Origin of the sequence: Pseudaeromonas aegiceratis, from assembly GCF_046254905.1 — a bacterium.
In the GTDB taxonomy this organism is placed as follows: Bacteria; Pseudomonadota; Gammaproteobacteria; order Enterobacterales; family Aeromonadaceae; genus Pseudaeromonas; species Pseudaeromonas aegiceratis.
Map to the genome: position 1 here is coordinate 1866739 of NZ_CP158016.1, position 23427 is coordinate 1890165.

General features: G+C 63.3%; 24 protein-coding genes and 1 other annotated feature. Of the genes, 10 read left to right on the top strand and 14 right to left on the bottom strand.

The features are described 5' to 3' along the window. Positions 1-34: 34 nt before the first annotated feature. The 5 genes from htpG to apt all read right to left on the bottom strand — a co-directional run bounded on the left by htpG (position 35) and on the right by apt (position 6074). Positions 35-1957 (bottom strand): molecular chaperone HtpG, encoded by a 1923-nt coding sequence (gene htpG, locus ABHF91_RS08840; protein ID WP_409419941.1) that lies wholly within the window; start codon positions 1955-1957, stop codon positions 35-37. A 112-nt stretch (positions 1958-2069) separates the two neighbouring features. Continuing rightward, positions 2070-2672, bottom strand: coding sequence for a recombination mediator RecR (gene recR / locus ABHF91_RS08845; RefSeq protein ID WP_409419942.1), 603 nt, complete (start codon positions 2670-2672; stop codon positions 2070-2072). An 83-nt stretch (positions 2673-2755) separates the two neighbouring features. Beyond that, a complete protein-coding gene (locus tag ABHF91_RS08850) occupies positions 2756-3085 on the bottom strand; it encodes a YbaB/EbfC family nucleoid-associated protein (protein WP_409419943.1) in 330 nt (109 codons plus the stop codon). Between the two features lie 36 nt (positions 3086-3121). Then, positions 3122-5494: a DNA polymerase III subunit gamma/tau gene (gene dnaX / locus ABHF91_RS08855; RefSeq protein WP_409419944.1), complete on the bottom strand. Its 2373-nt coding sequence runs from the start codon at positions 5492-5494 to the stop codon at positions 3122-3124. Positions 5495-5528: 34 nt separating this feature from the next. Next, positions 5529-6074, bottom strand: coding sequence for an adenine phosphoribosyltransferase (gene apt, locus ABHF91_RS08860; RefSeq protein ID WP_409419945.1), 546 nt, complete (start codon positions 6072-6074; stop codon positions 5529-5531). Between the two features lie 268 nt (positions 6075-6342). On the opposite strand from apt, the gene ABHF91_RS08865 reads away from it, so the two are divergent. Next, entirely contained in the window at positions 6343-6699 is a 357-nt protein-coding gene (locus tag ABHF91_RS08865; RefSeq protein ID WP_409419946.1) for a DUF2956 domain-containing protein, read from the top strand. 3 nt (positions 6700-6702) lie between these two features. On the opposite strand, the gene ABHF91_RS08870 is transcribed toward ABHF91_RS08865, so the two are convergent. From ABHF91_RS08870 to ABHF91_RS08890, 5 genes are all read right to left on the bottom strand, one after another. Next, a complete protein-coding gene (locus ABHF91_RS08870) occupies positions 6703-7215 on the bottom strand; it encodes a Slp family lipoprotein (protein WP_409419947.1) in 513 nt (170 codons plus the stop codon). Further along, the gene (locus ABHF91_RS08875) at positions 7208-7504 is read right to left on the bottom strand and encodes a hypothetical protein (protein ID WP_409419948.1); all 297 of its coding nucleotides are present in this window, start codon (positions 7502-7504) and stop codon (positions 7208-7210) included. The genes ABHF91_RS08870 and ABHF91_RS08875 overlap by 8 nt, the downstream gene beginning before the upstream one ends. A 28-nt stretch (positions 7505-7532) precedes the next feature. After that, positions 7533-8243 (bottom strand): tRNA (adenosine(37)-N6)-threonylcarbamoyltransferase complex dimerization subunit type 1 TsaB, encoded by a 711-nt coding sequence (gene tsaB, locus ABHF91_RS08880; protein ID WP_409419949.1) that lies wholly within the window; start codon positions 8241-8243, stop codon positions 7533-7535. Continuing rightward, a complete protein-coding gene (locus tag ABHF91_RS08885) occupies positions 8215-10131 on the bottom strand; it encodes an ATP-dependent DNA helicase (RefSeq protein ID WP_409423100.1) in 1917 nt (638 codons plus the stop codon). The genes tsaB and ABHF91_RS08885 overlap by 29 nt, the downstream gene beginning before the upstream one ends. Before the next feature lie 121 nt (positions 10132-10252). After that, positions 10253-10531 carry a hypothetical protein gene (locus ABHF91_RS08890; protein ID WP_409419950.1) on the bottom strand — a complete coding sequence of 93 codons (279 nt, stop codon included), beginning with the start codon at positions 10529-10531 and terminating at the stop codon, positions 10253-10255. A gap of 182 nt (positions 10532-10713) precedes the next feature. Beyond that, positions 10714-10843 (top strand) — a sequence feature (His leader region). Between the two features lie 17 nt (positions 10844-10860). Here ABHF91_RS08890 and hisG point away from each other — a divergent pair. From hisG to ABHF91_RS08935, 9 genes are all read left to right on the top strand, one after another. Then, entirely contained in the window at positions 10861-11757 is an 897-nt protein-coding gene (gene hisG / locus ABHF91_RS08895; RefSeq protein WP_409419951.1) for an ATP phosphoribosyltransferase, read from the top strand. Positions 11758-11766: 9 nt separating this feature from the next. After that, positions 11767-13071, top strand: a complete 1305-nt coding sequence (gene hisD / locus ABHF91_RS08900; protein ID WP_409419952.1) for a histidinol dehydrogenase — start codon at positions 11767-11769, stop codon at positions 13069-13071. Further along, on the top strand, positions 13068-14138 hold the full coding sequence (gene hisC, locus ABHF91_RS08905) for a histidinol-phosphate transaminase (protein WP_409419953.1): 1071 nt from the start codon (positions 13068-13070) through the stop codon (positions 14136-14138). Before hisD ends, hisC begins: the two co-directional genes overlap by 4 nt. 14 nt (positions 14139-14152) lie before the next feature. Then, positions 14153-15271: a bifunctional histidinol-phosphatase/imidazoleglycerol-phosphate dehydratase HisB gene (gene hisB, locus ABHF91_RS08910; protein WP_409419954.1), complete on the top strand. Its 1119-nt coding sequence runs from the start codon at positions 14153-14155 to the stop codon at positions 15269-15271. Beyond that, the gene (hisH, locus tag ABHF91_RS08915) at positions 15271-15882 is read left to right on the top strand and encodes an imidazole glycerol phosphate synthase subunit HisH (RefSeq protein ID WP_409419955.1); all 612 of its coding nucleotides are present in this window, start codon (positions 15271-15273) and stop codon (positions 15880-15882) included. Before hisB ends, hisH begins: the two co-directional genes overlap by 1 nt. A gap of 9 nt (positions 15883-15891) precedes the next feature. Next, positions 15892-16629 carry a 1-(5-phosphoribosyl)-5-[(5-phosphoribosylamino)methylideneamino]imidazole-4-carboxamide isomerase gene (hisA, locus tag ABHF91_RS08920; protein WP_409419956.1) on the top strand — a complete coding sequence of 246 codons (738 nt, stop codon included), beginning with the start codon at positions 15892-15894 and terminating at the stop codon, positions 16627-16629. Then, complete coding sequence (gene hisF, locus ABHF91_RS08925) at positions 16611-17384, top strand: imidazole glycerol phosphate synthase subunit HisF (protein WP_409419957.1); 774 nt, start codon at positions 16611-16613, stop codon at positions 17382-17384. The genes hisA and hisF overlap by 19 nt, the downstream gene beginning before the upstream one ends. Continuing rightward, positions 17377-18003 (top strand): bifunctional phosphoribosyl-AMP cyclohydrolase/phosphoribosyl-ATP diphosphatase HisIE, encoded by a 627-nt coding sequence (gene hisIE / locus ABHF91_RS08930; RefSeq protein ID WP_409419958.1) that lies wholly within the window; start codon positions 17377-17379, stop codon positions 18001-18003. Before hisF ends, hisIE begins: the two co-directional genes overlap by 8 nt. Before the next feature lie 604 nt (positions 18004-18607). Beyond that, on the top strand, positions 18608-18982 hold the full coding sequence (locus tag ABHF91_RS08935) for a DUF423 domain-containing protein (protein WP_409419959.1): 375 nt from the start codon (positions 18608-18610) through the stop codon (positions 18980-18982). A 59-nt stretch (positions 18983-19041) separates the two neighbouring features. Here the strand turns inward: ABHF91_RS08935 and ABHF91_RS08940 are convergent, their stop codons facing one another. From ABHF91_RS08940 to ABHF91_RS08955, 4 genes are read right to left on the bottom strand one after another with little or no spacing between them, the layout of a single operon-like run. Next, positions 19042-20151, bottom strand: coding sequence for an ABC transporter ATP-binding protein (locus tag ABHF91_RS08940; RefSeq protein WP_409419960.1), 1110 nt, complete (start codon positions 20149-20151; stop codon positions 19042-19044). 52 nt (positions 20152-20203) lie between these two features. Beyond that, the gene (locus ABHF91_RS08945; protein ID WP_409419961.1) at positions 20204-21034 is read right to left on the bottom strand and encodes a carbohydrate ABC transporter permease; all 831 of its coding nucleotides are present in this window, start codon (positions 21032-21034) and stop codon (positions 20204-20206) included. Next, complete coding sequence (locus ABHF91_RS08950; RefSeq protein WP_409419962.1) at positions 21031-21921, bottom strand: carbohydrate ABC transporter permease; 891 nt, start codon at positions 21919-21921, stop codon at positions 21031-21033. Before ABHF91_RS08950 ends, ABHF91_RS08945 begins: the two co-directional genes overlap by 4 nt. Before the next feature lie 59 nt (positions 21922-21980). Beyond that, the gene (locus ABHF91_RS08955; protein ID WP_409419963.1) at positions 21981-23255 is read right to left on the bottom strand and encodes an ABC transporter substrate-binding protein; all 1275 of its coding nucleotides are present in this window, start codon (positions 23253-23255) and stop codon (positions 21981-21983) included. Positions 23256-23427: the final 172 nt, after the last annotated feature.

Consider the following 23427-nt stretch of genomic DNA (forward strand, 5'->3'; position numbering starts at 1 on the left):
TCCCCAAGCGGGGACTTGTGATATTCCCAGGGCTTTATTCAGCGATTGGAGTCAAAAGCAGACGATTCAGCCGCGCCACGAAGCTGGCGGGATCCGTGAGGCCACCCTGCTCGGTCAGCTGCGCCTGCTCCAGCAGCAGCTCGGCCCATTGGCCGAAGATCTGCTCGTCCTGCACCGCCGCCATGCGCTGCACCAGGGCGTGTTGCGGATTCACCTCCAGGATGAACTTCTGCTCCGGCACCGGCTGACCGGCGGCCTGCATCAGCTTCATCATCTGGGTGCTCATGCCGTAGGCGTCGGTCACCACGCACGAGGGGGTGTCGGTGAGGCGATGGCTGATGGCCACCTGCTTGACCTTGTCCCCCAGGGCCGCTTGCAGCCGTTCCACCAGGGAGGCGAACTCCTTCTGGGCTTCCTCGTGCTGCTTGCGGCTCTCCTCGTCCTCCAGCTCGCCCAGGGCCAGATCGCCACGGGTGACGGAGATGAGCTGCTTGCCGTCAAACTCGGAGAGGTGACTGAGCAGCCACTCGTCCACCCGATCCCACATCAGCAACACTTCCACGCCCTTCTTGCGCAGCAGCTCCAGGTGCGGGCTGTGCTTGGCGGCGGCATAGCTGTCGGCGACTATGTAGTAGATCTTCTCCTGCTGCTCCTTCATGCGGGAGACATACTGCTCCAGGGAGACATTCTGCACGTCGCTGTCGTTGTGGGTGGAGGCGAAGCGCAGCAGCTTGGCGATCTCCTCCTTGTGGGCATAGTCTTCCGCCGGGCCTTCTTTCAGCACATTGCCGAACTCGTTCCAGAACAGCTGGTACTTGTCGGCGTCGTCCTTGGCCAGCTTGGCCAGCATGCCCAGTACCCGCTTGGTGCAGGCCTTGCGCAGCTGGGCGGTGACCTTGTTGTCCTGCAGAATTTCCCGGGAGACGTTCAGCGGCAGATCGTTGGAGTCCAGCACCCCCTTGACGAAGCGCAGGTAGGTGGGCATGAACTGCTCGGCATCATCCATGATGAACACCCGCTGCACGTACAGCTTGAGGCCGTGTTTCTGGTCGCGGTTCCACATGTCCCAGGGGGCCTTGGTGGGCACATACAGCAGGCTGGTGTACTCCTGGGTGCCTTCCACCCGGTTGTGGCTCCAGGCCGCCGGGTTTTCGAAGTCGTGGGACAGGTGCTTGTAGAACTCCTGATACTCCTCGTCGGCGATCTCCTTGGGGCTGCGGGTCCACAGGGCGGTGGCGCGGTTGACCTGCTCCCAATGGCCTTCGGTGGCCGGAATGGCCTCCTCGCCCTCCCCTTGAGCCGGCTCGGCCTCCTTCCACATCTCAACGGGCACGCTGATATGGTCGGAGTACTTGCCGATCACGGTGCGCAGCTGCCAGTCATCCAGGTATTCGTCTTCGCTGGCCTTGAGGTGCAGGGTCACGTCGGTGCCGCGGCCGGCCTTGTGGACATCCTCCACGGTGAAGCTGCCGGTGCCGTCTGATTCCCAGCAGACGCCGCGATCGGCGCTCTGGCCGGCGGCCCGGCTCACCACGGTCACCTTGTCCGCCACGATGAAGGCGGAGTAGAAGCCCACGCCGAACTGGCCAATGAGCTGGGAGTCCTTGGCCTGATCGCCGGAGAGGTGGCTGAAGAACTGGCGGGTGCCGGATTGGGCTATGGTGCCCAGGTGTTCGATGGCCTCGTCACGGCTCATGCCGATGCCGTTATCCGAGATGGTCAGGGTGCGCTTGTCCTTGTCGATATGCAGGCGGACGCGCAGCTGGCCGTCATCTTCAAACAGACTGGCATCGGAGAGGGCCTTGAAACGCAGCTTGTCGGCGGCGTCCGAGGCGTTGGAGATGAGCTCCCGCAGGAAGACTTCCTTATGGGAGTAGAGGCTGTGGGCCATCAGGTTAAGCAGCTGCTTAACTTCGGTTTGAAACCCGTGGGTTTCCTTGTGAACGGCTTCTGTCATCTTCTGTTCCTTCGATGAAAGCGTGACTAAACGACAGAAGCCTAGATGGGGCCGCCCGGAACGATTTCAAGGGGGCCAATAGCGTCACCGAACCTGTTCGGTGAAAAAAGCATCACTCCAATGGACGGCGCCCGCTCAACGAATGGGACAAGGTGGTGCCGTCCACCAGCTCCAGCTCGCCCCCCACCGGCACGCCGTGGGCGATGCGGGTCACCTTGACGCCTCGCTCCCGGGCCAGGTTGGCGATGTAAAAGGCCGTGGCCTCCCCTTCGATGGTGGGGTTGGTGGCCAGGATCAGCTCCTCCAGCTGCTCCTCATCCAGCCGTTGAGCCAGGCGATCCAGCCCCAGCTCGGCGGGGCCTATGCCATCCAGGGGCGACAGGTGGCCCATCAGCACGAAGTAGCGACCGCTGTACAGATGGGTCTGCTCCAGGGCGGCCAGATCCGCCGGGGTCTCCACCACACACAGCTGACGCACCGCCGCCCGCTTGGGGTTGGCGCAGATCTCGCAAAGATCCTGCTCGGTGAAGGTGCGGCAGTGCTGGCAGTGGCCGATCTCGCTCATGGCCCGGTCCAGCACCTTGGCCAGGCGCTGCCCCCGGGGACGCTCCCGCTCCAGCAGGAAGAAGGCCATGCGCTGGGCGGACTTGGGCCCTATGCCGGGCAGCACCTGCAACTCCCGGATCAACTCATCAAGCAGAGGACTGAATTTCATCTCACCTATCCGTCTTACATATCCGTCTCACAGACTAAAAGGGCGGCTGACGCCGCCCTCTTGCTTGCAACCTTAGATGGATATCAGAAGGGCATCTTGAAACCCGGGGGCAACTGCATGCCGCCGGTGAGTTCGCCCATCTTGGTCTTGTTCTGCTCTTCGACCCGACGCACGGCATCGTTGAAGGCGGCGGCCACCAGATCTTCCACCATCTCCAGATCGTCTTCCACCAGGCTGGGGTCGATGGCCACCCGGCGCACGCTGTGACTGCCGGTCATGGTAACCTTCACCAGACCCGCCCCCGCCTCGCCGGTGACTTCCATCTGGGCCAGCTCTTCTTGCAGCTTCTGCATGCGATCCTGCATCTGCTGAGCCTGTTTCATCAGATTGCCAATTCCACCTTTTCCAAACATCTCGTCGCTTCCGAATTGGGGGCCCAACAGGGGCCGTTAACAGGATTTGAGTGGCTGGATACTATCAGCATCCAGCTCGGCGCCAAAGCGCTCAATCATAAATTGCACATGGGGATCCGCCGCCAGGGCCTGCTCGGCCTGATGATGCAAGGCCGCATAACGCTGCCGCTCGATCTGCAGCGGCGTGGTGCCCTCCGGCCCCTCCAGGCTGACCTGCAGCTGCACCGGCTGACCCAGGTGGGTACCAAGCTGATTGGCCAGCTCTATGATGGCCCGCTCGCTCACCAGGTGTCTGTGCTCCGGCGAGAGCAGCAGGCGCCAGGGCTGGCCACTGGTGTCGCAGCTGGCATTCAGGCACAGCTGGCGCAAGCGGCCACGGATGCCGGCCGCCACCATCAGCTCGGCCCAAGGATCACCGCAGTCCCGCAACAGATCATCGCTCTGCCAAAGCTCGCCGACCTCGCCGTCCGCCGCTTCCACTGCCGGCGGGACCTGGGTCGGTGCCGACGTGAAGGCCTGGGCTGGAGGCTGTGACGGAGGAGCAGGTGACATCGGGGCCTGACGCGGCCCCTCAGGCTTTGGGCGCGATGGCTCCTGCGGCGCACTCGGTGCCGTGCTCGCCGGTACGGCCGACTCGGGCTCACTCTGGCTCACCAGATCCTCGTAGGCACTCAGGGGAATATCGTCCCAGGGCGGCGGCTCCTGGGGGGCGGTCGGCGCCAGGGTGGCTGCCCGCGGCGACACCGTCTGGGCATCCGCTTGCGGTGACGCTGCCGGGGCGGATTGGCTGGCGCTGGCCGGTGCGGCCGATACAGTGCTCACCGGGACCGGCCGCGGCTCCGGACTGGCCGTACCGGCACGGGCAATCACTCCCGCCGACGCCACCTCGCCCTGGCGTTGGCTGCGCAGCTGATTGCGCAGCTGCAGCAGCTTGGCCACACCACCACCGGACGTCTCGCCCACATCTGCGCTGGCGCCGACGGCCGGTGCCGGCTCGGCAAAGCGCGCCGGCGGCTCAGGCTGGTCCGGCGGCACCGCGCCGGCGGTCATGGCGGCGGGTCTCGGCTCGTCCACCGGTGGCGCCGACGTGTCGGCGACCGGCTGCCCGGCGTCCTGCCGCCAGCGCTCGGCCTCGGCCAGGAGCTGGTCTTGCTCGTCGATCAGCGGCTGCAGCGCCTGGGTATCCTCGTCGGCCGGCGCGGGCGCCGGCAGCGGGGTTGCAGAAGCGGCAGCCGGGCTAACCGCTTCCCGCGGCGATGGCGCCGCCACAGCGGGAAGCGCAGCAGGCCGCCCCATGGGTTGAACCGGCACCGCCGCATCGCCACTGGCCGGGGCAAAGGCCAACATGCGCAGCAGGCTCATCTCCAGCCCCGCCCGCCCATCGGGGGCGAAGGGCAACTCCTTGCGACCCGTGAGGGCCATCTGGTAGTAGAGCTGCACATCCTGAGGCGCCAAACGGGCGGCCAGCTGCTGCACCTCGGCCCCGTCGCTGGCCAGGGCATCGGGCTGGCTGCCCAGCAACTGGGTCAGGGCGATGCGGTGCAACAGGGCGGCCAGCTCGGCATGGAGCTGATCGAAGTCGGGCCCCAGGGCGCAGATCTCCGCCACCTTGGCCAGCAGTGCCGGGCCATTGCCGTCCGCCAGATGCTGCAGCAGGCCATGGAGGTGGCGCTGATCCAGGGTGCCCAGCATGCTGAGCACCTGATCGCGATGCACCTGACCATTGCCGTAGGCCAGGGCCTGATCCGTCAGGCTCAGGGCATCCCGCATGCTGCCATCGGCGGCCTTGGCCAGCAGCGGCAGGGCCGCCGGCTCGAAGGGCTGGCCTTCGGCTTCCAGGATATGGGCCAGCTGCGCCATGATCTGCTCACGGCTCAGGGACTTGAGATGAAACTGCAGGCAGCGGGAGAGGATGGTGATGGGCAGCTTCTGGGGATCCGTGGTGGCCAGCACGAACTTCACGTAAGGCGGCGGCTCCTCCAGGGTCTTGAGCAAGGCATTGAAGCTGTGGCGGGAGAGCATGTGCACCTCATCGATGAGGTACACCTTGAAGCGGCCGCGGGCCGGGCGATACTGGACGTTGTCCAGCAGCTCCCGGGTATCCTCCACCTTGGTACGGGAGGCGGCATCGATCTCCAACAGATCGACGAAGTTGCCCTGGTCTATCTCCCGGCAGCTGGCGCACTGACCACAGGGTTGGCTGCTGATCCCCGTCTCGCAGTTGAGGCACTTGGCCAGGATGCGGGCTATGGTGGTCTTGCCCACCCCGCGGGTGCCACTGAGCAGATAGGCGTGGTGCAGCCGGCCCTGATCCAGGGCGTGGGTCAGGGCCGTCAGCACATGCTGCTGCCCCACCATCTCATGAAAGTTCCGTGGCCGCCATTTTCTGGCCAGTACCTGATATGCCATGGCTTATGCCTACTCCCTCTCCCGGATTATCGGTTTACTCGCCGTCAAACTGCACCATGCTGAGCACCTTGACCCCCATCTGGGTCAGGCGGGCGTCACCGCCCAGGGCCGGCAATGAGATGACAAAGGCGGCATCGTCCACCACGCCACCCAGGCGCCGCACCAGCTTGACCGCCGCCTCGACGGTGCCGCCGGTGGCCAACAGATCATCGATGATCAGCACCCGCTCACCGGGATTGATCGCGTCCTGATGGATCTGCAGGCAATCCTGGCCATATTCCAGGTCATAGCGCTCCTCGATCACGGCGCGGGGCAGCTTGCCCGGTTTGCGCGCCGGCACAAAACCCAATCCCAGGGCGGCGGCCACTGGCGCACCGAAGATAAAGCCCCGGGCCTCCGTGCCCACCACCTTGTCCAGCTTACAATGGCGATACTGCTCCACCAGCAGATCTATGGTCAATTTAAACGCCTCGGGATGCTCCACCAGACTGGTGATATCCCGAAACTGGATCCCTGGCTTGGGGTAATCGGGAATGGTCTTGATGCAGGATTCGAGGTAGGCAAGGGTATTTGCGTTCATAACAGCACCGTGTCACTAAAAAACAAAGAGCCCGACCGAACGTCGCAAGACGTCGGTGAGGCTCAGTCACGTTTTGCCGCCATAGCTTATCAATGGTCTTGGCCAATGCAACCCTTGGCAGTGAAAAGGGGGAGCCAGGACCGGCGTGCCAGACTCCAATGAAGCGGCCATTGATTTTTCAATGACCTATCTCCACTAACCGGCGTCCCCTACTGGTGGCGGTGGATGAGAATTTGGCATACTGCTGCCTCAGCCAAAGGATGCCCGCATGCCCAGATACGATAAGCCGCAACCGCCCTCCCCCGAATCCCAGGCCGACGCCGAGCGGATTGCCCGGGCCACCCAGAAGCCCGGCCAGACCAAGGAACAGACCCGCCTGATTGCCCAAGGCATCCAGAAGGGCATTGAAGAGTACAAACGGCAGCAAAAAGCCAAGGCTCGGGCCCGGGACAAGGCCAAGAAGAAACCGAGCAACGGGGAACTGGAGGGGCCAGCCGACGCCAGCGCGTCAGAAGATGCGACAGCAGAGACGGGGCAACCGCGACGGTGCGCCAGTTGGCTGCCCTGGAGCCTGCTGCTGCTCAGCTGGCTGCTGTTTGCGGTTCACCTGGCCCTGGGCCAGTAACCACTAAGGCAGGGGCCGCGGTCTGGGTCCCGGCCAGAGGGGTTCAAAACAGGCGTTGACGTAGCGCACCTCCACGTCCTTGACCTGGGGCCAAAGCTTGTGCGCCGTCCCTTGCACCAGCACGAAGCGATAGGGCTGCTCCCCTATCTTGCCCGCCACCTCGCCGGCCACCGTTCCCAACACAGTCACGCTGCGGCCCGGGGCATAGAGGGTGGGATCCAGCAGGCCGGGTAGATGGACCAGAAAGCGCCCCTCGGAATGTTCCTGTTGCTGGGGTATGCCGTTGGCCTTGAGGGGCAGCAGCACCACCTCCAGCTCGGTCTGGCTGACCAACACCCGGTTGGCCGCAATCACACCGCTCCAGCGCACCGGCTGGCCCTTGGCCGCATCCGGGTGCTGGCTGACCGCCCCATAGGATTGCAGGGCACTCTCCGGCTCATAACGCAGTTCGTCGGGCAGGTTGACGCAGCCTCCCAGCCACAGGGCGGCCAGCGCTAACCACAGGCCTCTAGGCATATAGATCGACTTGGATGAGGGACTGCACCTGCTCCCGACGCTCTTGCCGGGCAACGGTCTGGTAGGCCGCCACGGCGCGGCTCTCCCGCCCCGAGGGTTGGTCGTAACGCAGGCGGGCAGCGGCGGCCACCGCATCGGGATCCACCAGCAGCACGCCGGGATTGGGGATGGATGCACTCGCCGTCGCCCCAGGCATGGTCGCCCGGGTCGTGGAGGTGGCACTGCGGCCGGCTTCCACGCCGGTAGGGGTCAGTGCTGAACTAAGGTAATCGGTGGCCGCCAGCGTCATGGTCACTCCTGAATACTACTGCCGCTAATTATTCACGGCCCGGCAGCTTTTTCCAAGTCACCTTGTCACGTAAATAGACGGGTTGTGACAACGCTGCCTCGCAGGCCAGCCCCTGCTGCCAGGCCGCGAGCGCCAAGGGCAACATGGCTTCGGCATCCGGCAGTGCGGCCCCCAGGCCCTGCAGCCGGTCGCCCAAGGGACGCAAGGCCTCGGCATAGGCCCCCCAGCCGGTACCGGCCCCCAGCCAGTCACCGCCTGCCGCCAGGGCCGCTTGGCCCTGCAATACGGCCGCCTCGGGCGGCAGCACGGCCTCCTCACCCTGCAGCACCATCACCTCCCCCTGACGGCGGTAGGCGGCAAAATAGACCTCCCCCATGCGGGCATCGATGGCACACAGCACCTGCTCGGCCTGACAGTCCAACCAACCGCGCTGGGCCAGCACCGCCAGGTTGGAGATGCCGATCAGGGGCTTGTCCGCCCCCAAGGCCAGCCCCTGGGCGATGCCCACGCCGATGCGCACCCCGGTGAAGGAACCCGGACCCCGGCCAAAGGCGATGGCATCCAGCTGATCCAAGGTCAGGCCGGCCTCGGCCAGCAGGCTCTCCACCATGGGCAGGATCAGGCGGGTATGGCCCTGGGGCGCCACCTCATAGCGGCTCAGGGTGGTGTGCCCCACCAGCAAGGCGGCGGAACAGGCTTCGGTGGCGGTATCAATGGCCAGTATCTGGGTCATGGGCATTCTCACGGCTAGGGGGGCAGGCATTGTCGCGGTTTGCCTGCCAGAAGTCATCGATTCGTTGCAGCTCACGGCTGCGGGGCATGGGGGGCAGGCTGCTGAGGAACACCTGACCATAGGGACGTTGCACCAGGCGGGGATCGCAGAGGATCAGCACCCCCTTGTCCTCACCGTCGCGAATGAGGCGCCCCACCCCCTGCTTGAGGGCGATCACCGCTTCGGGCAACTGCAGTTCGGTGAAGGGATCCCGCCCCTGCAGCCGGCAATCCTCGCTGCGGGCCTTGAGCAGGGGATCATCCGGCGAGGCGAAGGGCAGCTTGTCGATGATGACGCAAGACAGGGCCGCGCCTTGCACATCCACCCCTTCCCAGAAGGCGCTGGTGGCCACCAGCACGGCACGGCCGTTCTCCACGAAACGCTGCAGCAGGCCCTGCTTGCTGTCCTCCCCCTGAACCAGCACGGTGCGCCCCAGCTCCCGGCGCAGCACCTCGGCCACCTGGTGCAGGCTCTGATAGCTGGTACAGAGGAAGAAGATGCCGCCGGGCACCTGGTTGATCACGGGCCACAACCGCTCCGCCAGGACGGTACCACGCCGGGCGTAGCCGGTATCCGGCAGGCCACGCGGCACGCACAATAGGGACTGACGCCCGTAATCGAAGGGGCTATCCAGCAGCAGGGCCTCGGCCTGAGCCAACCCCAGCTGCTGGCGGAAGTGATCGAAGGCGTGATTCACCGTCAGGGTGGCCGAGGTGAACACCCAACTGCTGCCGGGGCGCATCACCTCCTGGGCGAAGCGCTCCGCCACCGACAAAGGGGTGCGGTTGAAGCTAAAGTGCAGCTTGCTGGTATCGTACCAGTAGGCCGCCCCCAGGGTGTCCACCTCGGTGAGCCGATTGAGGCGCCCCTGGTACTCCAGCATGCGTTCGAAGCAGTGATCCAGCCGCTCACCGCGACCCAGGGTCAGCTTCAACACCTCATAGGCCAGCTGCACCGCATCCTTGAGGCGGCCCAGCAACCGCTGGGCCTGGGGATCTGCCAGCCACTGCCGCAGGTTGCCACGGCCGCCCTCCAGGCCGAAGGCCAGCCGGCAGTCCTGACAGGCCAGCTGCAAAGCCTCGGCACTGCGCCCCAGCTGGGCCATGTCCGGCGCCTCGGCGCGATAGGCGGCCTTCATCTCGTCCGCCAGCTCCACCAGCTGACGACTGGCAAGCCGCTCGCCAAAGTAGTCACTGGCGATGTCCGGCAGCTGGTGCGCCTCGTCGAACACATAGAGCTCGGCCTCCGGCATCAACTCGGCGAAGCCCGTGTCCTTGACCACCAGATCGGCGAAGAACAGATGGTGATTGACCACCAGCAGTTGGGCCTCCATGGCCCGCCGCCGCGCCTTGACCAGGAAGCACTCCTCGTAGCGCGGGCACTCGCGCCCCAGACAGTTGTCGTTGGTGCTGGTGATGAAGGGCAGTATGGGTGCCTGCTCCTTGAGGCCTGTCAGTTCCCCCAGATCACCGCGCTGGCTGACGATGGCAAACTCCTTGACCCGGGCCAGATCCGCCAGCACCTCGGCGCTTTGATCCCGGGCCTGGGCCAGCAATTGATCCAGCCGGTAGTGGCACAGGTAGTTGGCGCGGCCCTTCAAGAGCGCGATGGGCTGACTGTAGGCCATGGCCGACAGCAGACGGGGCAGATCCCGGTTGTACAACTGCTCCTGCAGCGCCTTGGAGCCGGTGCTGATGATGACCCGCTTGCCGGAGGCCAGGGCCGGCACCAGATAGGCGTAAGTCTTGCCGGTGCCGGTCCCCGCCTCCACCAGCAAGGTGCCGGCCTGATCTATGGTCCTGGCCACCGCCTCAGCCATCTCCAGCTGAGAGGCGCGGGGCGAGAAACCGGGCATGGCGCGGGCCAGCGGGCCATCGGCACAAAAATAGTCGCGGATCACAGGGCATTCCGTTGAAACAGCAGGGGGGCGATTATAGAAAAAACTGCGGGCAGGACAAAGCGCAGCGCACAGGCCGTCAGATATAGAGATCCACGTGGGCGTGTCCGTCCTGATCGGTTTTCACCTCCGACGTCGGCTCGGGCGGCGTCTCGGCGTCGCTCTGCTCGTCCGCCGGGGGCTGATGCTCAGGGTGATAGTCATCCTGGGGGGCCCGTTCTTGCGGGTCCTTGTGGGTCTCCACCTGACGCAGCTTGGGTTCGGGCGTCACCTTGGTGACGTCCTTGTTGAACTCCCCGCTGCCAGGCTGTACCGGCGCCCGGGGCAGTATGCTGTAGAGCAGATCCTGATTGGGCATGTCGGCTGACCTCCTTCACTTACCTTAAGTATCGGCGGCAGTGGACAATATTTGAGCATTTTCTGCCCATTCCCGGCCCAGCACGACCGGCTTGCTTTTTTTTGCCAGCCCTGTATGGTGAATGCCTATCGAACACGGAAAGGGTTAGACGCCATGCGAGCACTGCTCCTGAACACTATTCATCATCACCACCATCATCCCGAATAGTCTTTCAGGAGGGTGACTGCTGGAAGACACGAGAGTGAACTTCCAGGGGCGCCAGCCACAGTTACAAAACCCTCGGAAGATCACGACTTCCGAGGGTTTTTTCATTTAACAAGGATCAAAAAATGGATAGCAAACGCCTACGTATCGCGATGCAAAAGTCTGGCCGCCTGAGCCAGGATTCCCAAGCCCTGCTCAAGAGCTGCGGCCTCAAGATCAACCTGCGGGAAGATCGCCTCATCGCCCACGTGGAAAACATGCCCATCGACATTCTGCGGGTTCGGGATGACGACATCCCCGGCCTGGTGATGGACGGCGTGGTGGACCTGGGTGTGGTGGGTGAAAACGTGCTGGAAGAGACCATGCTGGAGCGGGCCCGCCTGGAGATGCCGGTGGACTACAAGGTGTTGCAGCGGTTGGATTACGGCGGATGCCGTCTCTCCCTGGCCGTGCCCCAGGAGCAGGTCTGGGAAGGCGTCGCCAGCCTGAACGGCAAGCGCATCGCCACCACTTACCCCAACCTGCTGACCCGCTACCTGGCCGAGCAGGGCGTCAAGTTCAAGCCGGTGCTGCTGACCGGTTCCGTCGAAGTGGCCCCCCGTGCCGGGCTGGCCGACGGCATCTGCGATCTGGTGAGCTCAGGGGCCACCCTGGAAGCCAACGGCCTCAAGGAAGTGGAGATCATCTATCAGTCCAAGGCGGTGCTCATCCAAAGCTGCAACGCGCTGGATGCCAACAAGCAGCAGATCATCGACACCCTGATGCCCCGCCTGCAAGGCATGCTGCAGGCCCGTGAGAGCAAGTACATCATGCTCCACGCCCCCAAGGACAAGCTGGCCCAGATCAGTGCCCTGATGCCCGGCGCCGAGAATCCCACCATCATGAACCTGGCCGGTGACACCAATCACGTGGCCATGCACGTGGTATCCACCGAGACCCTGTTCTGGGAAACCATGGAAAAGATCAAGGCCCTGGGTGCCAGCTCCATTCTGGTGCTGCCCATCGAGAAGATGATGGAGTAAGGAGGCGTCATGCGTATCGTCAATTGGGCCGAACTGAGCCCGCAGGATCGTCGCACGCAACTGACCCGGCCGGCCATGAACCAGGCGGCCGACATCAGCGCCACCGTGCTCAACATCCTGACCAACATCCGCCGCGAGGGCGACAAGGCCCTCAAGGAATACACGGCCGCCTTCGACAAGGTGCCCGATGGCAAGATAGTCCTGAGCCAGGCCGAGATCGATGCCGCCGCCGATGCCGTCACGCCGGCCATGCAGCAGGCCATCCGTCATGCCTATGACAACATAGCCCGCTTCCACGCCGCCCAGCAGATGGCGCCCCTGGTGATGGAAACCCAGCCCGGGGTGCGCTGCGAGCTGCACACACACGCCATCGGCCGGGTCGGCCTCTATGTGCCCGGCGGCAGCGCGCCGCTGGTGAGTACCGTGCTGATGCTGGCGGTGCCTGCCAAGCTGGCCGGCTGCCGCAAGGTGGTGCTCTGCTCCCCGCCCCCCATCGCCAACGAGATACTGTTTGCCGCCCGCCTGTGCGGCGTCAGCGAGATCTACACCATGGGTGGCGCCCAGGCCATCGCCGCCATGGCCTACGGCACCGAGACGGTGCAGAAGGTGGACAAGATCTTCGGCCCCGGCAACGCCTGGGTCACCGAGGCCAAGCGTCAGGTCAGCCTGGATGTGCGCGGCGCCGCCATCGACATGCCCGCCGGCCCCTCCGAGGTGCTGGTGATCGCCGATGAGGCCGCCAATCCCGAGTTCGTCGCCGCCGATCTGCTCTCCCAGGCCGAACACGGCCCGGACTCCCAGGTGGTGCTGGTCACCCCCAGTGTTTCGCTGGCCAAGGCGGTGGATGCGGCGGTGGAACGTCAGCTGCAGACCCTCAGCCGTGCCGACATCGCCCGTAAGGCCCTGGCCGAGAGCCTCACCATACTGTGCGGCGACATCAAGGAAGCTTGCGTCATCTCCAACGAGTACGCGCCCGAGCACTTAATCGTGCAGACGGCGGCGCCCCGTGAGCTGCTGCCATGGCTTGAAAACGCCGGCTCCATCTTCCTGGGGGCCTGGACCCCTGAGTCTGTCGGGGATTACGCCAGCGGCACCAACCACACCCTGCCCACCTACGGTTATGCCAGAACGGCCTCCAGCCTGGGGCTGGCGGATTACCAGCGCCGTTACACTGTGCAGGAGCTCTCCGCCGACGGCCTCAAGGGCCTGGGTGACACCGTAATCGCCATGGCCAATGCCGAAGGTTTGGATGCCCACCGCCAGGCGGTGGTGCTGCGGATGGCAAAAATCAACGCCCAGGAGCCTTCAGCATGAGCAAGACCTTGACCCAACTGGCCTGCCAACGGGTGCAGGATCTGACCCCCTATCTGTCCGCCCGCCGCATCGGTGGCAAGGGCCACGTGTTTTTGAACGCCAACGAGGCCCCCAAGGCCGAGCAGTACGAGCTCGACTGCAGCCGGCTCAACCGCTACCCCGAGTGCCAGCCGCCGGAGGTGATCAGCCGTTATGCCGCCTACGCCGGCCTCACCGCCGAACAGGTACTGGTGAGCCGTGGCTCCGATGAAGCCATCGAGCTGCTGATCCGCACCTTCTGCGAGCCAGGCGAAGAAGAGATCCTCTTCTGCCCGCCCACCTACGGCATGTACAGCATCAGCGCCGAGACCTGTGGCGTGGGCATGCGCACCCTGCCGCCCCTGCCGGACTTTCAGCCGGACGTGCCCGCCATTCTGGCGGAGCTGTCCCGCGGCAAGCCCATCAAGGTGCTGTTCTTCTGCTCCCCCAACAACCCCACCGGCACCCTGGTGGAACGGGAGAAGCTGATCCCCATACTGGAGGCCACCGCCGGCAAGAGTATCGTGGTGGTGGACGAGGCCTACATCGAATTCTGCCCCGCGGCCAGCATGGTGGACTTGATCAGTCAGTATCCGCATCTGGTGATCACCCGCACCCTGTCCAAGGGCTTCGCCCTGGCCGGATTGCGCTGTGGCTTCACCCTGGCCAATCCTGAGGTGATCAATCTGCTGCTCAAGGTGATCGCCCCCTATCCCATCGCCGAACCCGTGGCCCAAATCGCCGCCCAGGCCCTGAGCACAGAAGGACTGGACACCATGCGTAGCCGCGTGGCCTGGCTCAACCGCTTGAAGGCGGAGCTGAAGGCGGAGCTGGCCCAGCAGCCCTGTGTCCAGTCGCTGTTCGACGATCACGGCAACTTCCTGCTGGCGCGGTTTGACAGCGGCAGCGCCCTGTTCGCCGCCATGGTGGAGGCCGGCATCATACTGCGGGATTTTGGCAGCAAGCCCATGCTGGAGAATTGCGTGCGCATCACCATAGGCGACGAGGCCGAGATGGCCGCCGTTCTGGATGTGCTCAAGCGCCTGTAAGCCAAGGAGTCAACGTGAATAAGGAACGCATACTTTTTATCGACCGGGATGGCACCCTCATCGAGGAACCCGTCACCGACAAGCAGGTGGACAGGCTGGACAAGCTGCGCTTCGAGCCCATGGTGATCCCCGTGCTGCGTGAGCTGCAGGGTGCCGGCTTCAAGCTGGTGATGGTCACCAATCAAGATGGCCTGGGCACCGACAGCCTGCCGCTGGAGCACTTCCAGCCGCCCCATGATCTGATGATGCACCTGTTTGAATCTCAGGGAGTGCACTGGGAAGAGGTGCTGATCTGCCCGCACTTCCCCACCGACGACTGCACCTGCCGCAAGCCCAAGCTGGGGCTGGTCAAGCCCTGGCTACAGAGCGGCCGCATCGATCACGCCAACAGCTATGTGATCGGCGACCGCATCACCGACATGCAGCTGGCCGAGAACATGGGCATCGCCGGAATTCAATATAATCCAGCCACTTGCAACTGGACCCAGATCCGTGACCGCCTGCTGGGCCAGGGCCGGCAAGCCCAGGTGATCCGCAACACCAAAGAAACCCAGATCGAGGTGAAGGTGGATCTGGACAAGCAGGGCGGCAACCAGATCGCCACCGGCATCGGCTTCTTCGATCACATGCTGGATCAGATCGCCACCCACGCCGGCTTCCAGCTCAAGTTGGCGGTGAAGGGCGATCTGCATATCGACGATCACCACACGGTAGAAGACGTGGGTCTGGCCCTGGGCGAGGCGTTGAGGCAGGCCCTGGGCAACAAGCGCGGCATCGGCCGCTTCGGCTTCGTGCTGGCCATGGACGAGGTGCAGGCCAAGGTTGACGCCTTCCCCGAGTCCCTGGTGGAGCAAGACGTGCGGGCCGCGCTGGATCTCTCCGGCCGCCCCTTCTTCGTGTTCCGCTGCGATGCCGACTTCGGCCGGGACATGGTGGGCGAGATGGCCACCGAGATGGTGCCCCACTTCTTCCGCTCCCTGTCCGATGCCATGGCCATCACCTTGCACCTGACGGTGACCCCGGGCAACACCCACCATCAGGTGGAGGCCCTGTTCAAGGGCTTCGGTCGCGCCCTGCGTCAGGCCATCCGGGTCGAGGGTACCGAGCTGCCCTCCAGCAAGGGAGTCCTCTAATGGCACAACAAAAGGTCGTCATCATAGACACAGGCTGTGCCAACCTCTCCTCGGTGCGCATGGCCATCGCCCGCTTAGGCGTGGACGCCGAGGTGAGCCGGGATGCCGCCACCATTGAGGCCGCCGACAAGCTGATCCTGCCGGGCGTGGGCACCGCCAAGGCCGCCATGGCCAACCTCAACGAGCGGGGCCTGACCGAGCTGGTGCGGGCCGCCAAGCAACCGCTGCTGGGCTTCTGCCTAGGCATGCAGATGCTGGCCCAGGCCTCCGAGGAGCATATGGGCGGCAGCGAGGACATTCCCTGCCTGGGGGTGGTGCCGGGCAAGGTGAAGCTGATGCAGGTGGGCGACCTGCGCCTGCCCCACATGGGCTGGAACCAGGTGGAGCACGACGGCAGCCATCCGCTGTTTGCCGGCATCCCCAGCGGCAGCTACTTCTATTTCGTCCACTCCTATGCACTGGAGGTGACGGACGCCACCCTGGCCCGCTGCGACTACGGTGGTCCCTTCACCGCCGTGGTGGGCCGGGACAACTTCTTCGGCGCCCAATTCCACCCGGAACGCTCCGGCAAGGTGGGGGCGCGGCTCATTCAAAACTTCCTGGACATGTAAGAGGACGCCATGATCATACCGGCAATTGATTTGATTAACGGCAAGGTGGTGCGCCTCTACCAGGGGGACTACGGCCAGAAGACCGAATACAGCGCCTCGGCCCAGGAGCGCTTCGATCTCTATGTGGCGGCCGGCGCCGCCCAGCTGCACCTGGTGGATCTCGACGGCGCCAAGGACGCCGCCAAGCGCCAGCTCACCGTCATCCGTGAGCTGCTGAAAAATACCCCGGCCCCGGTGCAGATCGGCGGCGGCGTGCGTACCGAGCAGGACGTGAAAGACCTGCTGGACGCCGGCGCCAACCGGGTGGTGATCGGCTCCACCGCCGTCAAGGATCCGCAGATGGTGATGGGCTGGATGGAAAAATACGGCGCCGAGCACATCGTGCTGGCCCTGGATGTGAACATCACCGCCGACGGTCGCCGCCTCATCGCGGTGGCAGGCTGGCAACAGGACAGCGGCGTCACCATCGAATCGCTTATCGACCGTTTTCTGCCGGCGGGCCTGAAACACGTCCTGTGCACCGACATCAGCCGTGACGGCACCTTGCAAGGTTCCAACGTCGAGCTGTACCGCAGCCTGGCGGCGGCCTATCCGCAGGTGGCCTTCCAGGCCTCCGGCGGTATCGGCGGCATCGCCGATATCGAGGCGTTGCAGGGTTCCGGCGTGGCCGGCATCATACTGGGCCGCTCCCTGCTGGAGGGCAAATTCACCGTGGAGGAGGCCATCGCATGCTGGCAAGACGCATAATTCCCTGCCTGGACGTCAAGGATGGCGTTGTGGTCAAGGGCATACAGTTCCGCAACCACGAGGTGATGGGCGACATCGTCCCCCTGGCCAAGCGCTACGCCGAAGAGGGGGCCGATGAACTGGTGTTCTACGACATCACCGCCTCCTCCGACGCCCGGGTGGTGGACAAGAGCTGGGTGAGCCGGGTGGCCGAGGTGATCGACATCCCCTTCTGTGTCGCCGGCGGCATCAAGAGTGTGGAAGACGCCCGCCGCATCCTGGAATTCGGCGCCGACAAGATCTCCATCAACTCCCCCGCCCTGGCGGATCCCACCCTGATCACCGCCCTGGCGGACCGCTTCGGCGTGCAGTGCGTGGTGGTGGGTATCGACTCCTATTTCGATGCCGAGACCGGCTGCTACCAGGTCAAACAGTACACAGGCGACGAGAGCCGCACCCGCATCACCCAGTGGACCACCCCAGACTGGGTGCAAGAGGTGCAACGCCGCGGCGCCGGCGAAATCGTGCTGAACATGATGAACCAGGATGGCATGCGCAAGGGCTATGATCTGGACCAGCTCAAGCTCATCCGCGGCCTGTGCAAGGTGCCGCTCATCGCCTCGGGCGGTGCCGGCGAGATGCAACACTTTTACGACGCCTTCAGCCAGGCGGATGTGGACGGTGCCCTGGCGGCCTCCGTCTTCCACAAGGGCATCATCCCCATCCCCGAGCTGAAAGCCTATCTGCGCGATCAAGGAGTAGCGATCCGTGACTGAACAACTGCAATTTGATGCCAGCCAACTGGACTGGCAAAAGGTAGATGGCCTGATGCCGGCCATCGTCCAGGACGTGGTGACCGGCGAGGTGCTGATGCAGGGCTTCCTCAACCAAGAAGCCCTGGCCGAGACGCTCAAGAGTGGCCACGTCACCTTCTTCAGCCGCACCAAGGGCCGGCTGTGGACCAAGGGTGAAAGCTCAGGGCACTTCCTGAACCTCAAGGCCATCAGCACCGACTGCGACAGCGACTGCCTGCTGATCGCCGCCGAGCCCGTGGGCCCCACCTGCCACAAGGGCACGGTGAGCTGCTTCGACGGTCACCCTCGCCCGCCCCTGGCCTTCCTGGCCGAGCTGGAGCAGCTGCTGGCCGGCCGCAAGGGCGCCGATCCCGAAACCAGCTACACGGCGCGCCTGTATGCCAAGGGCACCAAGCGCATCGCTCAGAAGGTGGGGGAAGAAGGGGTGGAAGTGGCCCTGGCCGCCATGGCCAAGGATCGCGAGGAGCTGATCAACGAATCCGCCGATCTGCTCTATCACCTGACGGTGCTGCTGCAAAACGAAGGCCTGCAGCTGGCCGACGTGGTGGCTTGTCTGGCCGAGCGCCACAGAGGCAAGTAGGCTCACGCCCGCTAGCTGACAAGCGCCGCCGCACTGGCGGCGCTTTTTTATGTCTGAACCACGAGGCAGACACCGCCTCACACCCTGATCTCATTTCCTTTCATTGGCTTAGTTTGTTCTTTCTGATGTGACCACAAGCTAAGGAACCGTTTTCATAAGGCGTAGAGTCAGCGTCGTACCTCGTATTCCTGCTCTGGGTCTTACCGCCAACCAAGGAGGTCACCATGGGTTTCACCGCACAACATCAGGCCATGATGGCACGGGTCGATGATAATCTGGCCCGCATTCACACCGCCCTGCAGCAGTTGCAACGGCTGCTGTTTACCCAGCAGCCCAGGCGCTGAAACCGCCGCCGAGCGCGCAAAAGAAAGGCCCCGCAACGCGGGGCCAAAATCCACAAAGGAATACGCAGGCGCCAGCTTGCCAGAGCCGGAATTGGATTCAACTGTCACTTTTGTTTGCAAAGCGTTTCACTCACACTGACTGTCAAATCCGACAGGTGGTGGCGAGGCGTCGGTCACCCGTTTCGTCCTGCGCCACCATTGGCTATCATGGCGAGCAAGTCAGCGGTCCTGTGGGACCCAGCATTCCCGAGGAGAACAGCATGAGAGGCTGGTTGATGTTTGCCGCCCTGGCGGGCCTGAGCGCCGTCGGCATGGGGGCCTTTGCCGCCCATGGGCTCAAGGCGCGGCTCTCCCCCGAGAGCCTGGCGGTGATCCAGACTGGCGTGCAATACCAGCTGTGGCACGCCCTGGCGCTGTTATGGGTCTGTCAGCGGCAGCTGACGCATCCCGGCCGCAGCCTGCGGGTGGCCGCCGCCTGCTTTGTCGGCGGCATCCTCTGCTTTAGCGGCAGCCTCTATCTGCTGATCCTGGCCCACTGGCCCATGGGGATTATCACCCCCCTCGGCGGCCTGCTCCTGATGGTCGGCTGGGGCGCCCTCCTCTATCACGGCTACTGCGCCCGCGAGGCACGCTAAAAAAAACAGGGCCGCCCAAGGGCGGCCCATGTTTTCCGTTCTGTCATCTCGCCGGCGGCTTAGTGGTTCACCGGCACCTGGCGGATGGCGAAGGCCTGCCCATCAGGGTCGAACAGGTGACAGTCCGCCGGGTTGATGTACAGCGGCAGCTCCTCATAGAGCTTGACGTACTTGTCCCCGGGTAAATGGATCTTGACTCCGGCGGTACCCAGGCTGTTGCCAAACAGATAGGTGGCATTGCCCAGACGCTCCACCACCTCGCTCTGGAACGGGATCCTGATATAGCCCTCCACCGGCTCCAGGCTGATGTGCTCAGGTCGGATCCCCAAGGTCACCGCCGCCCCGGAAGCCAAGCCGATGTCCCGCGCCGGCAGCGCCAACCGCTGCGCATCCTCCAACGCCACTGTGGCGCGGCCACCGGCCTGGGCCACGAAGCGGGCCGGCAGGAAGTTCATCTTGGGGGAGCCGATGAAGCCCGCCACAAACAGGTTGGCCGGCGCATGGTAAAGGGTCAGGGGATCCCCCACCTGCTCGATCTGCCCCGCCCGCAGCACCACTATCTTGTCCGCCAGCGTCATGGCCTCCACCTGATCGTGGGTCACGTAGATCATGGTGTTGCCCAGCTCATGGTGCAGCTTGGCGATCTGCAGGCGCATCTCCACCCGCAGCTCGGCATCCAGGTTGGACAAGGGCTCGTCGAACAGGAACACCTTGGGATTGCGGACTATGGCCCGACCTATGGCCACCCGCTGCCGCTGACCACCGGACATGTCCTTGGGCTTGCGATCCAGCAAGGCCTCCATCTGCAGTGTCTTGGCGGCCCGCAGCACCCGCTGGGCGATCTCCTGCTTGTCCACCCCGTTCATCTTGAGGCCGAAGCCCATGTTCTGCGCCACGTTCAGGTGCGGATACAGAGCGTAAGACTGAAACACCATGGCCACGCCCCGCTCCGCCGGCGCCACCGCATTCATCAGCTGATCGTCGATATACAGCTCGCCGCCGCTGATGGACTCCAGACCGGCGATCATGCGCAGCAGGGTGCTCTTGCCGCAGCCGGAAGGGCCGACGAACACCACAAACTCGCCGTTGTCGATCTGCAGATCCACCTTGCGGATGGTCTCTGCCTTGTCGTAACGCTTCACCAGGTTCTTGATTTGAATACTGGCCATCTTGAATTCTCCTCTCAGGCCCGCGGGCCGAAATAACGCAGGGGAAGCCGGCTTATTTCACCGAGCCCAACATGCCCTGGACGAATTGTTTCTGCATGGTGAAGAACACCACTATGGTCGGTAGGGTCGCCAAGATGGTGCCCACCATCACCACGCCGAAGTCGGGGAAATAGGCCGAGGCCAGGGACGAGAGCACCAGGTTGATGGTCTTCATGTCCGAGGACTGCAGCACGATGAGCGGCCAGAGGTAGTTATTCCAGTTGGCCATGAAGGTGATAATGAAGGCCGCCGCATAGGTCGACCGCATCACAGGGAAGTAGACGAAGGCGAAGATCTTCCACTCGCTCACCCCATCTACCCGGGCCGCATCCAGCAGATCCTTCGGAAACGCCTTGGTGCACTGGCGGAAGTAGAAAATGATGTACACGGACGGAATGGCCGGCAGTATCACGGCCCAGTGGTTATCCAGCAGCCCCGCCTTGGCCATCATGGTGAACAAGGGGATCATCAGGGCGGCGAAGGGGATCATCATGGTTAGCAGCAGTAGCTGGTAGACCCGCTCACGCAGCCGCGAGCGATAGACCTCGAAGCCGTAACCCGCCAGCGAGGCCACCAGCAGGGTCAAAGCGGTGGCTATGATGGCAATCTTGGCGGTGTTCCAGAAGATCACCGGCAGATCCACCTGTTGGGTCAGCTTGGCCACGTTCTCCAGCAGCGCCGAGCCGAAGGTGAACTTGCCCTGGTTGATGTCCGCCGTGGTGTTGGTGCTACTGATCAGCATCCAGGCGAAGGGAAACAGCGACAAAATGGCCGAAAAAACCATGAAACCGTACATGGCCATCTGATGCAGGCTAACGCCTGGCCGGGTCGGTGATTTATTCATTTTCTGTCCTTAGCAAACTTAAATTGCACCAGCGCCAACAGGGCAGCGAAGATAACGATTACATAGGAGACAGTGGCGGCATAACCGAAATTCGGTACGAACTTAAATGACAGGTTGTAAATATACATAGACAGGGTCAGGGTCGAATTAGCCGGGCCGCCAGCCGTAATATTCATCGGTTCATCAAACAGTTGTAGCGTCCCTATTGTGGAGACCACTGAGGTAAACAAAATAACCGGCTTGAGCAGCGGGATCGTGATGTAGAAAAACGCCTGCCGCGGGGTGACCCCTTCCAATCTGGCCGCCTCATAGATGGACTTGTCGATATTCTGCATGGCGGCCAGATAGAAGATCATGTTGTAGCCGGTCCAGCGCCAGGTGATGGCACAGATGATGGTGACCCGGGACCAGAAGGGATCGGACAGCCAAGGGATGGGGTCATCAACGATGCCCACCAGCTGCAGCATGGAATTCACCACACCGTCATAGGCGAACATGCTCTTGAACAGGATGGAATAGGCCACCAGGGAGGTGACGCAGGGCAGAAAGATGGCGGTGCGGAAGAAGCCCTTCCAGCGCAGGTTGTCCGAGTTGAGGCAGGTGGCCGTCACCAGGGCCAGCAAGATCATCAGGGGAACCTGCACCACCAGGAAGATCAGGGTGTTAAGCAGCGCGGTCTGGAACACGGGATCGTGCAGCAGCCGCATGACGTTGCCCAGCCCCACGAATTTCACCACCAGCCCCTTGCCGGAGTGCAGCGAGAGCCACAGGGAGTTGGCGATGGGATAGAGCATGAAGAGGCCGATGAGCAACAGGGCCGTGAGCACGAAGGTCCAGCCGTTCACATCGTAGAATCTGTCGAATCCGGTCTTGCGATGAGTATTCATAAGATACAACCCAGGCTAAGGAAGAAATCGGGCCCGGTCTGGCCGGGCCCGCCAAGGTATTACTCCTGGATTTGCGCAGCCAGTTGGCTGTCGATCCCTTCCACCACCTGATCCAGCGGCATGCCCTGATACAGGGCCGGCAGCATGGCGGCCACCACAGCATCCGCCTCGTAGGTGTACTGGCCATAGGCCACTTCAGGCACCTTGGGCAGCCAGCTGGCAAAGTCGGCATAGACCTTCTGATTGCCGAAGAAGCTGTCTTCCTTCTGATAGGCTTCCCCGGCGCGGGCCGGCAGGTAGGTGCCCACGGCGCCGTTTTCCGTCAGGATGCGCTGATAGAAGTCGGCATTGTTGGCGAACACGCTGTTAAGGAAATCGATGGACTCCTTCGCCTCGGGTGAGGAGGAGAGCACGTACCAGCTGGAGCCGCCGGAGTTGGAGTAGTTGGTGCCGCCCGGGATGTTCATCCGCGGCATGGTGGTCAAGCCCCACTTGCCGGCCTGATCGCTGGCCGCCTTGATGGAGGGGATAAACCAGACCGCATTGGTCACGCTGGCCACGTCGCCCTTGTTCACCGCCGCCACGCGACCGGACCACCCCACGGAGGGGGTGGTGATGCCGGCATCTATCATGGCCTTCTGGATCCGCAGCGCCTCCTTCAAGGCCACATTGCCCTTGATGTTGGGCTTGCCATCCGGGGTGAAGTACCAGGTGCCGGCAGACTGCATCAGGATGCGGACCATGTTGGGATCGCTGGGGTCATCGCTCAGCATGGCCTTGCCGGTCTTGGCCTTGACCTGTTTGCCGATCTCGATGAAGCGATCCCAGGTGATGTCGGTGAGATCCGCCGGGGTGAAGCCGGCCTGTTCCAGCAGATCCCGGCGGAAATAGAGGCCGGTGACACCGGAGTCAAACGGCAGGCCGTAGGTATGGCCATCCATCGTCATCAACGCCGTCTTGTAGGCGGAGAAATTCTTGTAGTCCACCACCCCGTCCATGGGCGCGAAGGCCCCCGGGTAGGCGCTCAGGAACTTCTGGGCGTTGTAGTCTTCAATGAGCACGATATCCGGCAGCGACTTGGTCATGCCGGAGGCCAGCATGGTGTGCATCTTCTGCTCCAGATCCGGCTTGGCGAAGTCCTCCACCTTGATGGTCAGGTCCGGATGATCCTTGGTATAGATCTCCTTGGCCTTCTCCATGATGGATATATTAAAATTCGGGTCCCAGGCCCAAACCGTTATGTCCTTGCCAGCCGCATGGGTAATGGATGGCAGGCTGGCAAACGCCAAGGCAAATGACATGGCCAGACCAGAGAGCTTGTATTTTTTAAACATGTTTGTCCCCTTTCATACCTTTAATCGTTATCACGTAGCTGAAAGCAGCACCGGTCACAGACGTCATGGTAGGGCATGGTCGCGCCGTTAATGTAACCGATTACACAATATCTATGGTACGCCAGTGCCGCAGGCAGAACAGAGGGGGAGGCCGGCCTTTGTGATAGGCCTC

What these genes read in the sequence shown, in the direction of transcription:
- ABHF91_RS08955 (WP_409419963.1), bottom strand. Translation starts at nt 23,255, where the DNA reads ATGTTTAAAAAATACAAGCTCTCTGGTCTGGCCATGTCATTTGCCTTG.
- ABHF91_RS08940 (WP_409419960.1), bottom strand. Translation starts at nt 20,151, where the DNA reads ATGGCCAGTATTCAAATCAAGAACCTGGTGAAGCGTTACGACAAGGCA.
- hisC (WP_409419953.1), top strand. Translation starts at nt 13,068, where the DNA reads ATGAGCAAGACCTTGACCCAACTGGCCTGCCAACGGGTGCAGGATCTG.
- ABHF91_RS08935 (WP_409419959.1), top strand. Translation starts at nt 18,608, where the DNA reads ATGAGAGGCTGGTTGATGTTTGCCGCCCTGGCGGGCCTGAGCGCCGTC.
- hisD (WP_409419952.1), top strand. Translation starts at nt 11,767, where the DNA reads ATGCGTATCGTCAATTGGGCCGAACTGAGCCCGCAGGATCGTCGCACG.
- hisG (WP_409419951.1), top strand. Translation starts at nt 10,861, where the DNA reads ATGGATAGCAAACGCCTACGTATCGCGATGCAAAAGTCTGGCCGCCTG.
- ABHF91_RS08850 (WP_409419943.1), bottom strand. Translation starts at nt 3,085, where the DNA reads ATGTTTGGAAAAGGTGGAATTGGCAATCTGATGAAACAGGCTCAGCAG.
- dnaX (WP_409419944.1), bottom strand. Translation starts at nt 5,494, where the DNA reads ATGGCATATCAGGTACTGGCCAGAAAATGGCGGCCACGGAACTTTCAT.
- ABHF91_RS08865 (WP_409419946.1), top strand. Translation starts at nt 6,343, where the DNA reads ATGCCCAGATACGATAAGCCGCAACCGCCCTCCCCCGAATCCCAGGCC.
- recR (WP_409419942.1), bottom strand. Translation starts at nt 2,672, where the DNA reads ATGAAATTCAGTCCTCTGCTTGATGAGTTGATCCGGGAGTTGCAGGTG.
- ABHF91_RS08870 (WP_409419947.1), bottom strand. Translation starts at nt 7,215, where the DNA reads ATGCCTAGAGGCCTGTGGTTAGCGCTGGCCGCCCTGTGGCTGGGAGGC.
- hisF (WP_409419957.1), top strand. Translation starts at nt 16,611, where the DNA reads ATGCTGGCAAGACGCATAATTCCCTGCCTGGACGTCAAGGATGGCGTT.
- htpG (WP_409419941.1), bottom strand. Translation starts at nt 1,957, where the DNA reads ATGACAGAAGCCGTTCACAAGGAAACCCACGGGTTTCAAACCGAAGTT.
- ABHF91_RS08875 (WP_409419948.1), bottom strand. Translation starts at nt 7,504, where the DNA reads ATGACGCTGGCGGCCACCGATTACCTTAGTTCAGCACTGACCCCTACC.
- ABHF91_RS08890 (WP_409419950.1), bottom strand. Translation starts at nt 10,531, where the DNA reads ATGCCCAATCAGGATCTGCTCTACAGCATACTGCCCCGGGCGCCGGTA.
- ABHF91_RS08950 (WP_409419962.1), bottom strand. Translation starts at nt 21,921, where the DNA reads ATGAATACTCATCGCAAGACCGGATTCGACAGATTCTACGATGTGAAC.
- hisA (WP_409419956.1), top strand. Translation starts at nt 15,892, where the DNA reads ATGATCATACCGGCAATTGATTTGATTAACGGCAAGGTGGTGCGCCTC.
- apt (WP_409419945.1), bottom strand. Translation starts at nt 6,074, where the DNA reads ATGAACGCAAATACCCTTGCCTACCTCGAATCCTGCATCAAGACCATT.
- hisH (WP_409419955.1), top strand. Translation starts at nt 15,271, where the DNA reads ATGGCACAACAAAAGGTCGTCATCATAGACACAGGCTGTGCCAACCTC.
- ABHF91_RS08885 (WP_409423100.1), bottom strand. Translation starts at nt 10,131, where the DNA reads ATGCCCGGTTTCTCGCCCCGCGCCTCTCAGCTGGAGATGGCTGAGGCG.
- tsaB (WP_409419949.1), bottom strand. Translation starts at nt 8,243, where the DNA reads ATGCCCATGACCCAGATACTGGCCATTGATACCGCCACCGAAGCCTGT.
- ABHF91_RS08945 (WP_409419961.1), bottom strand. Translation starts at nt 21,034, where the DNA reads ATGAATAAATCACCGACCCGGCCAGGCGTTAGCCTGCATCAGATGGCC.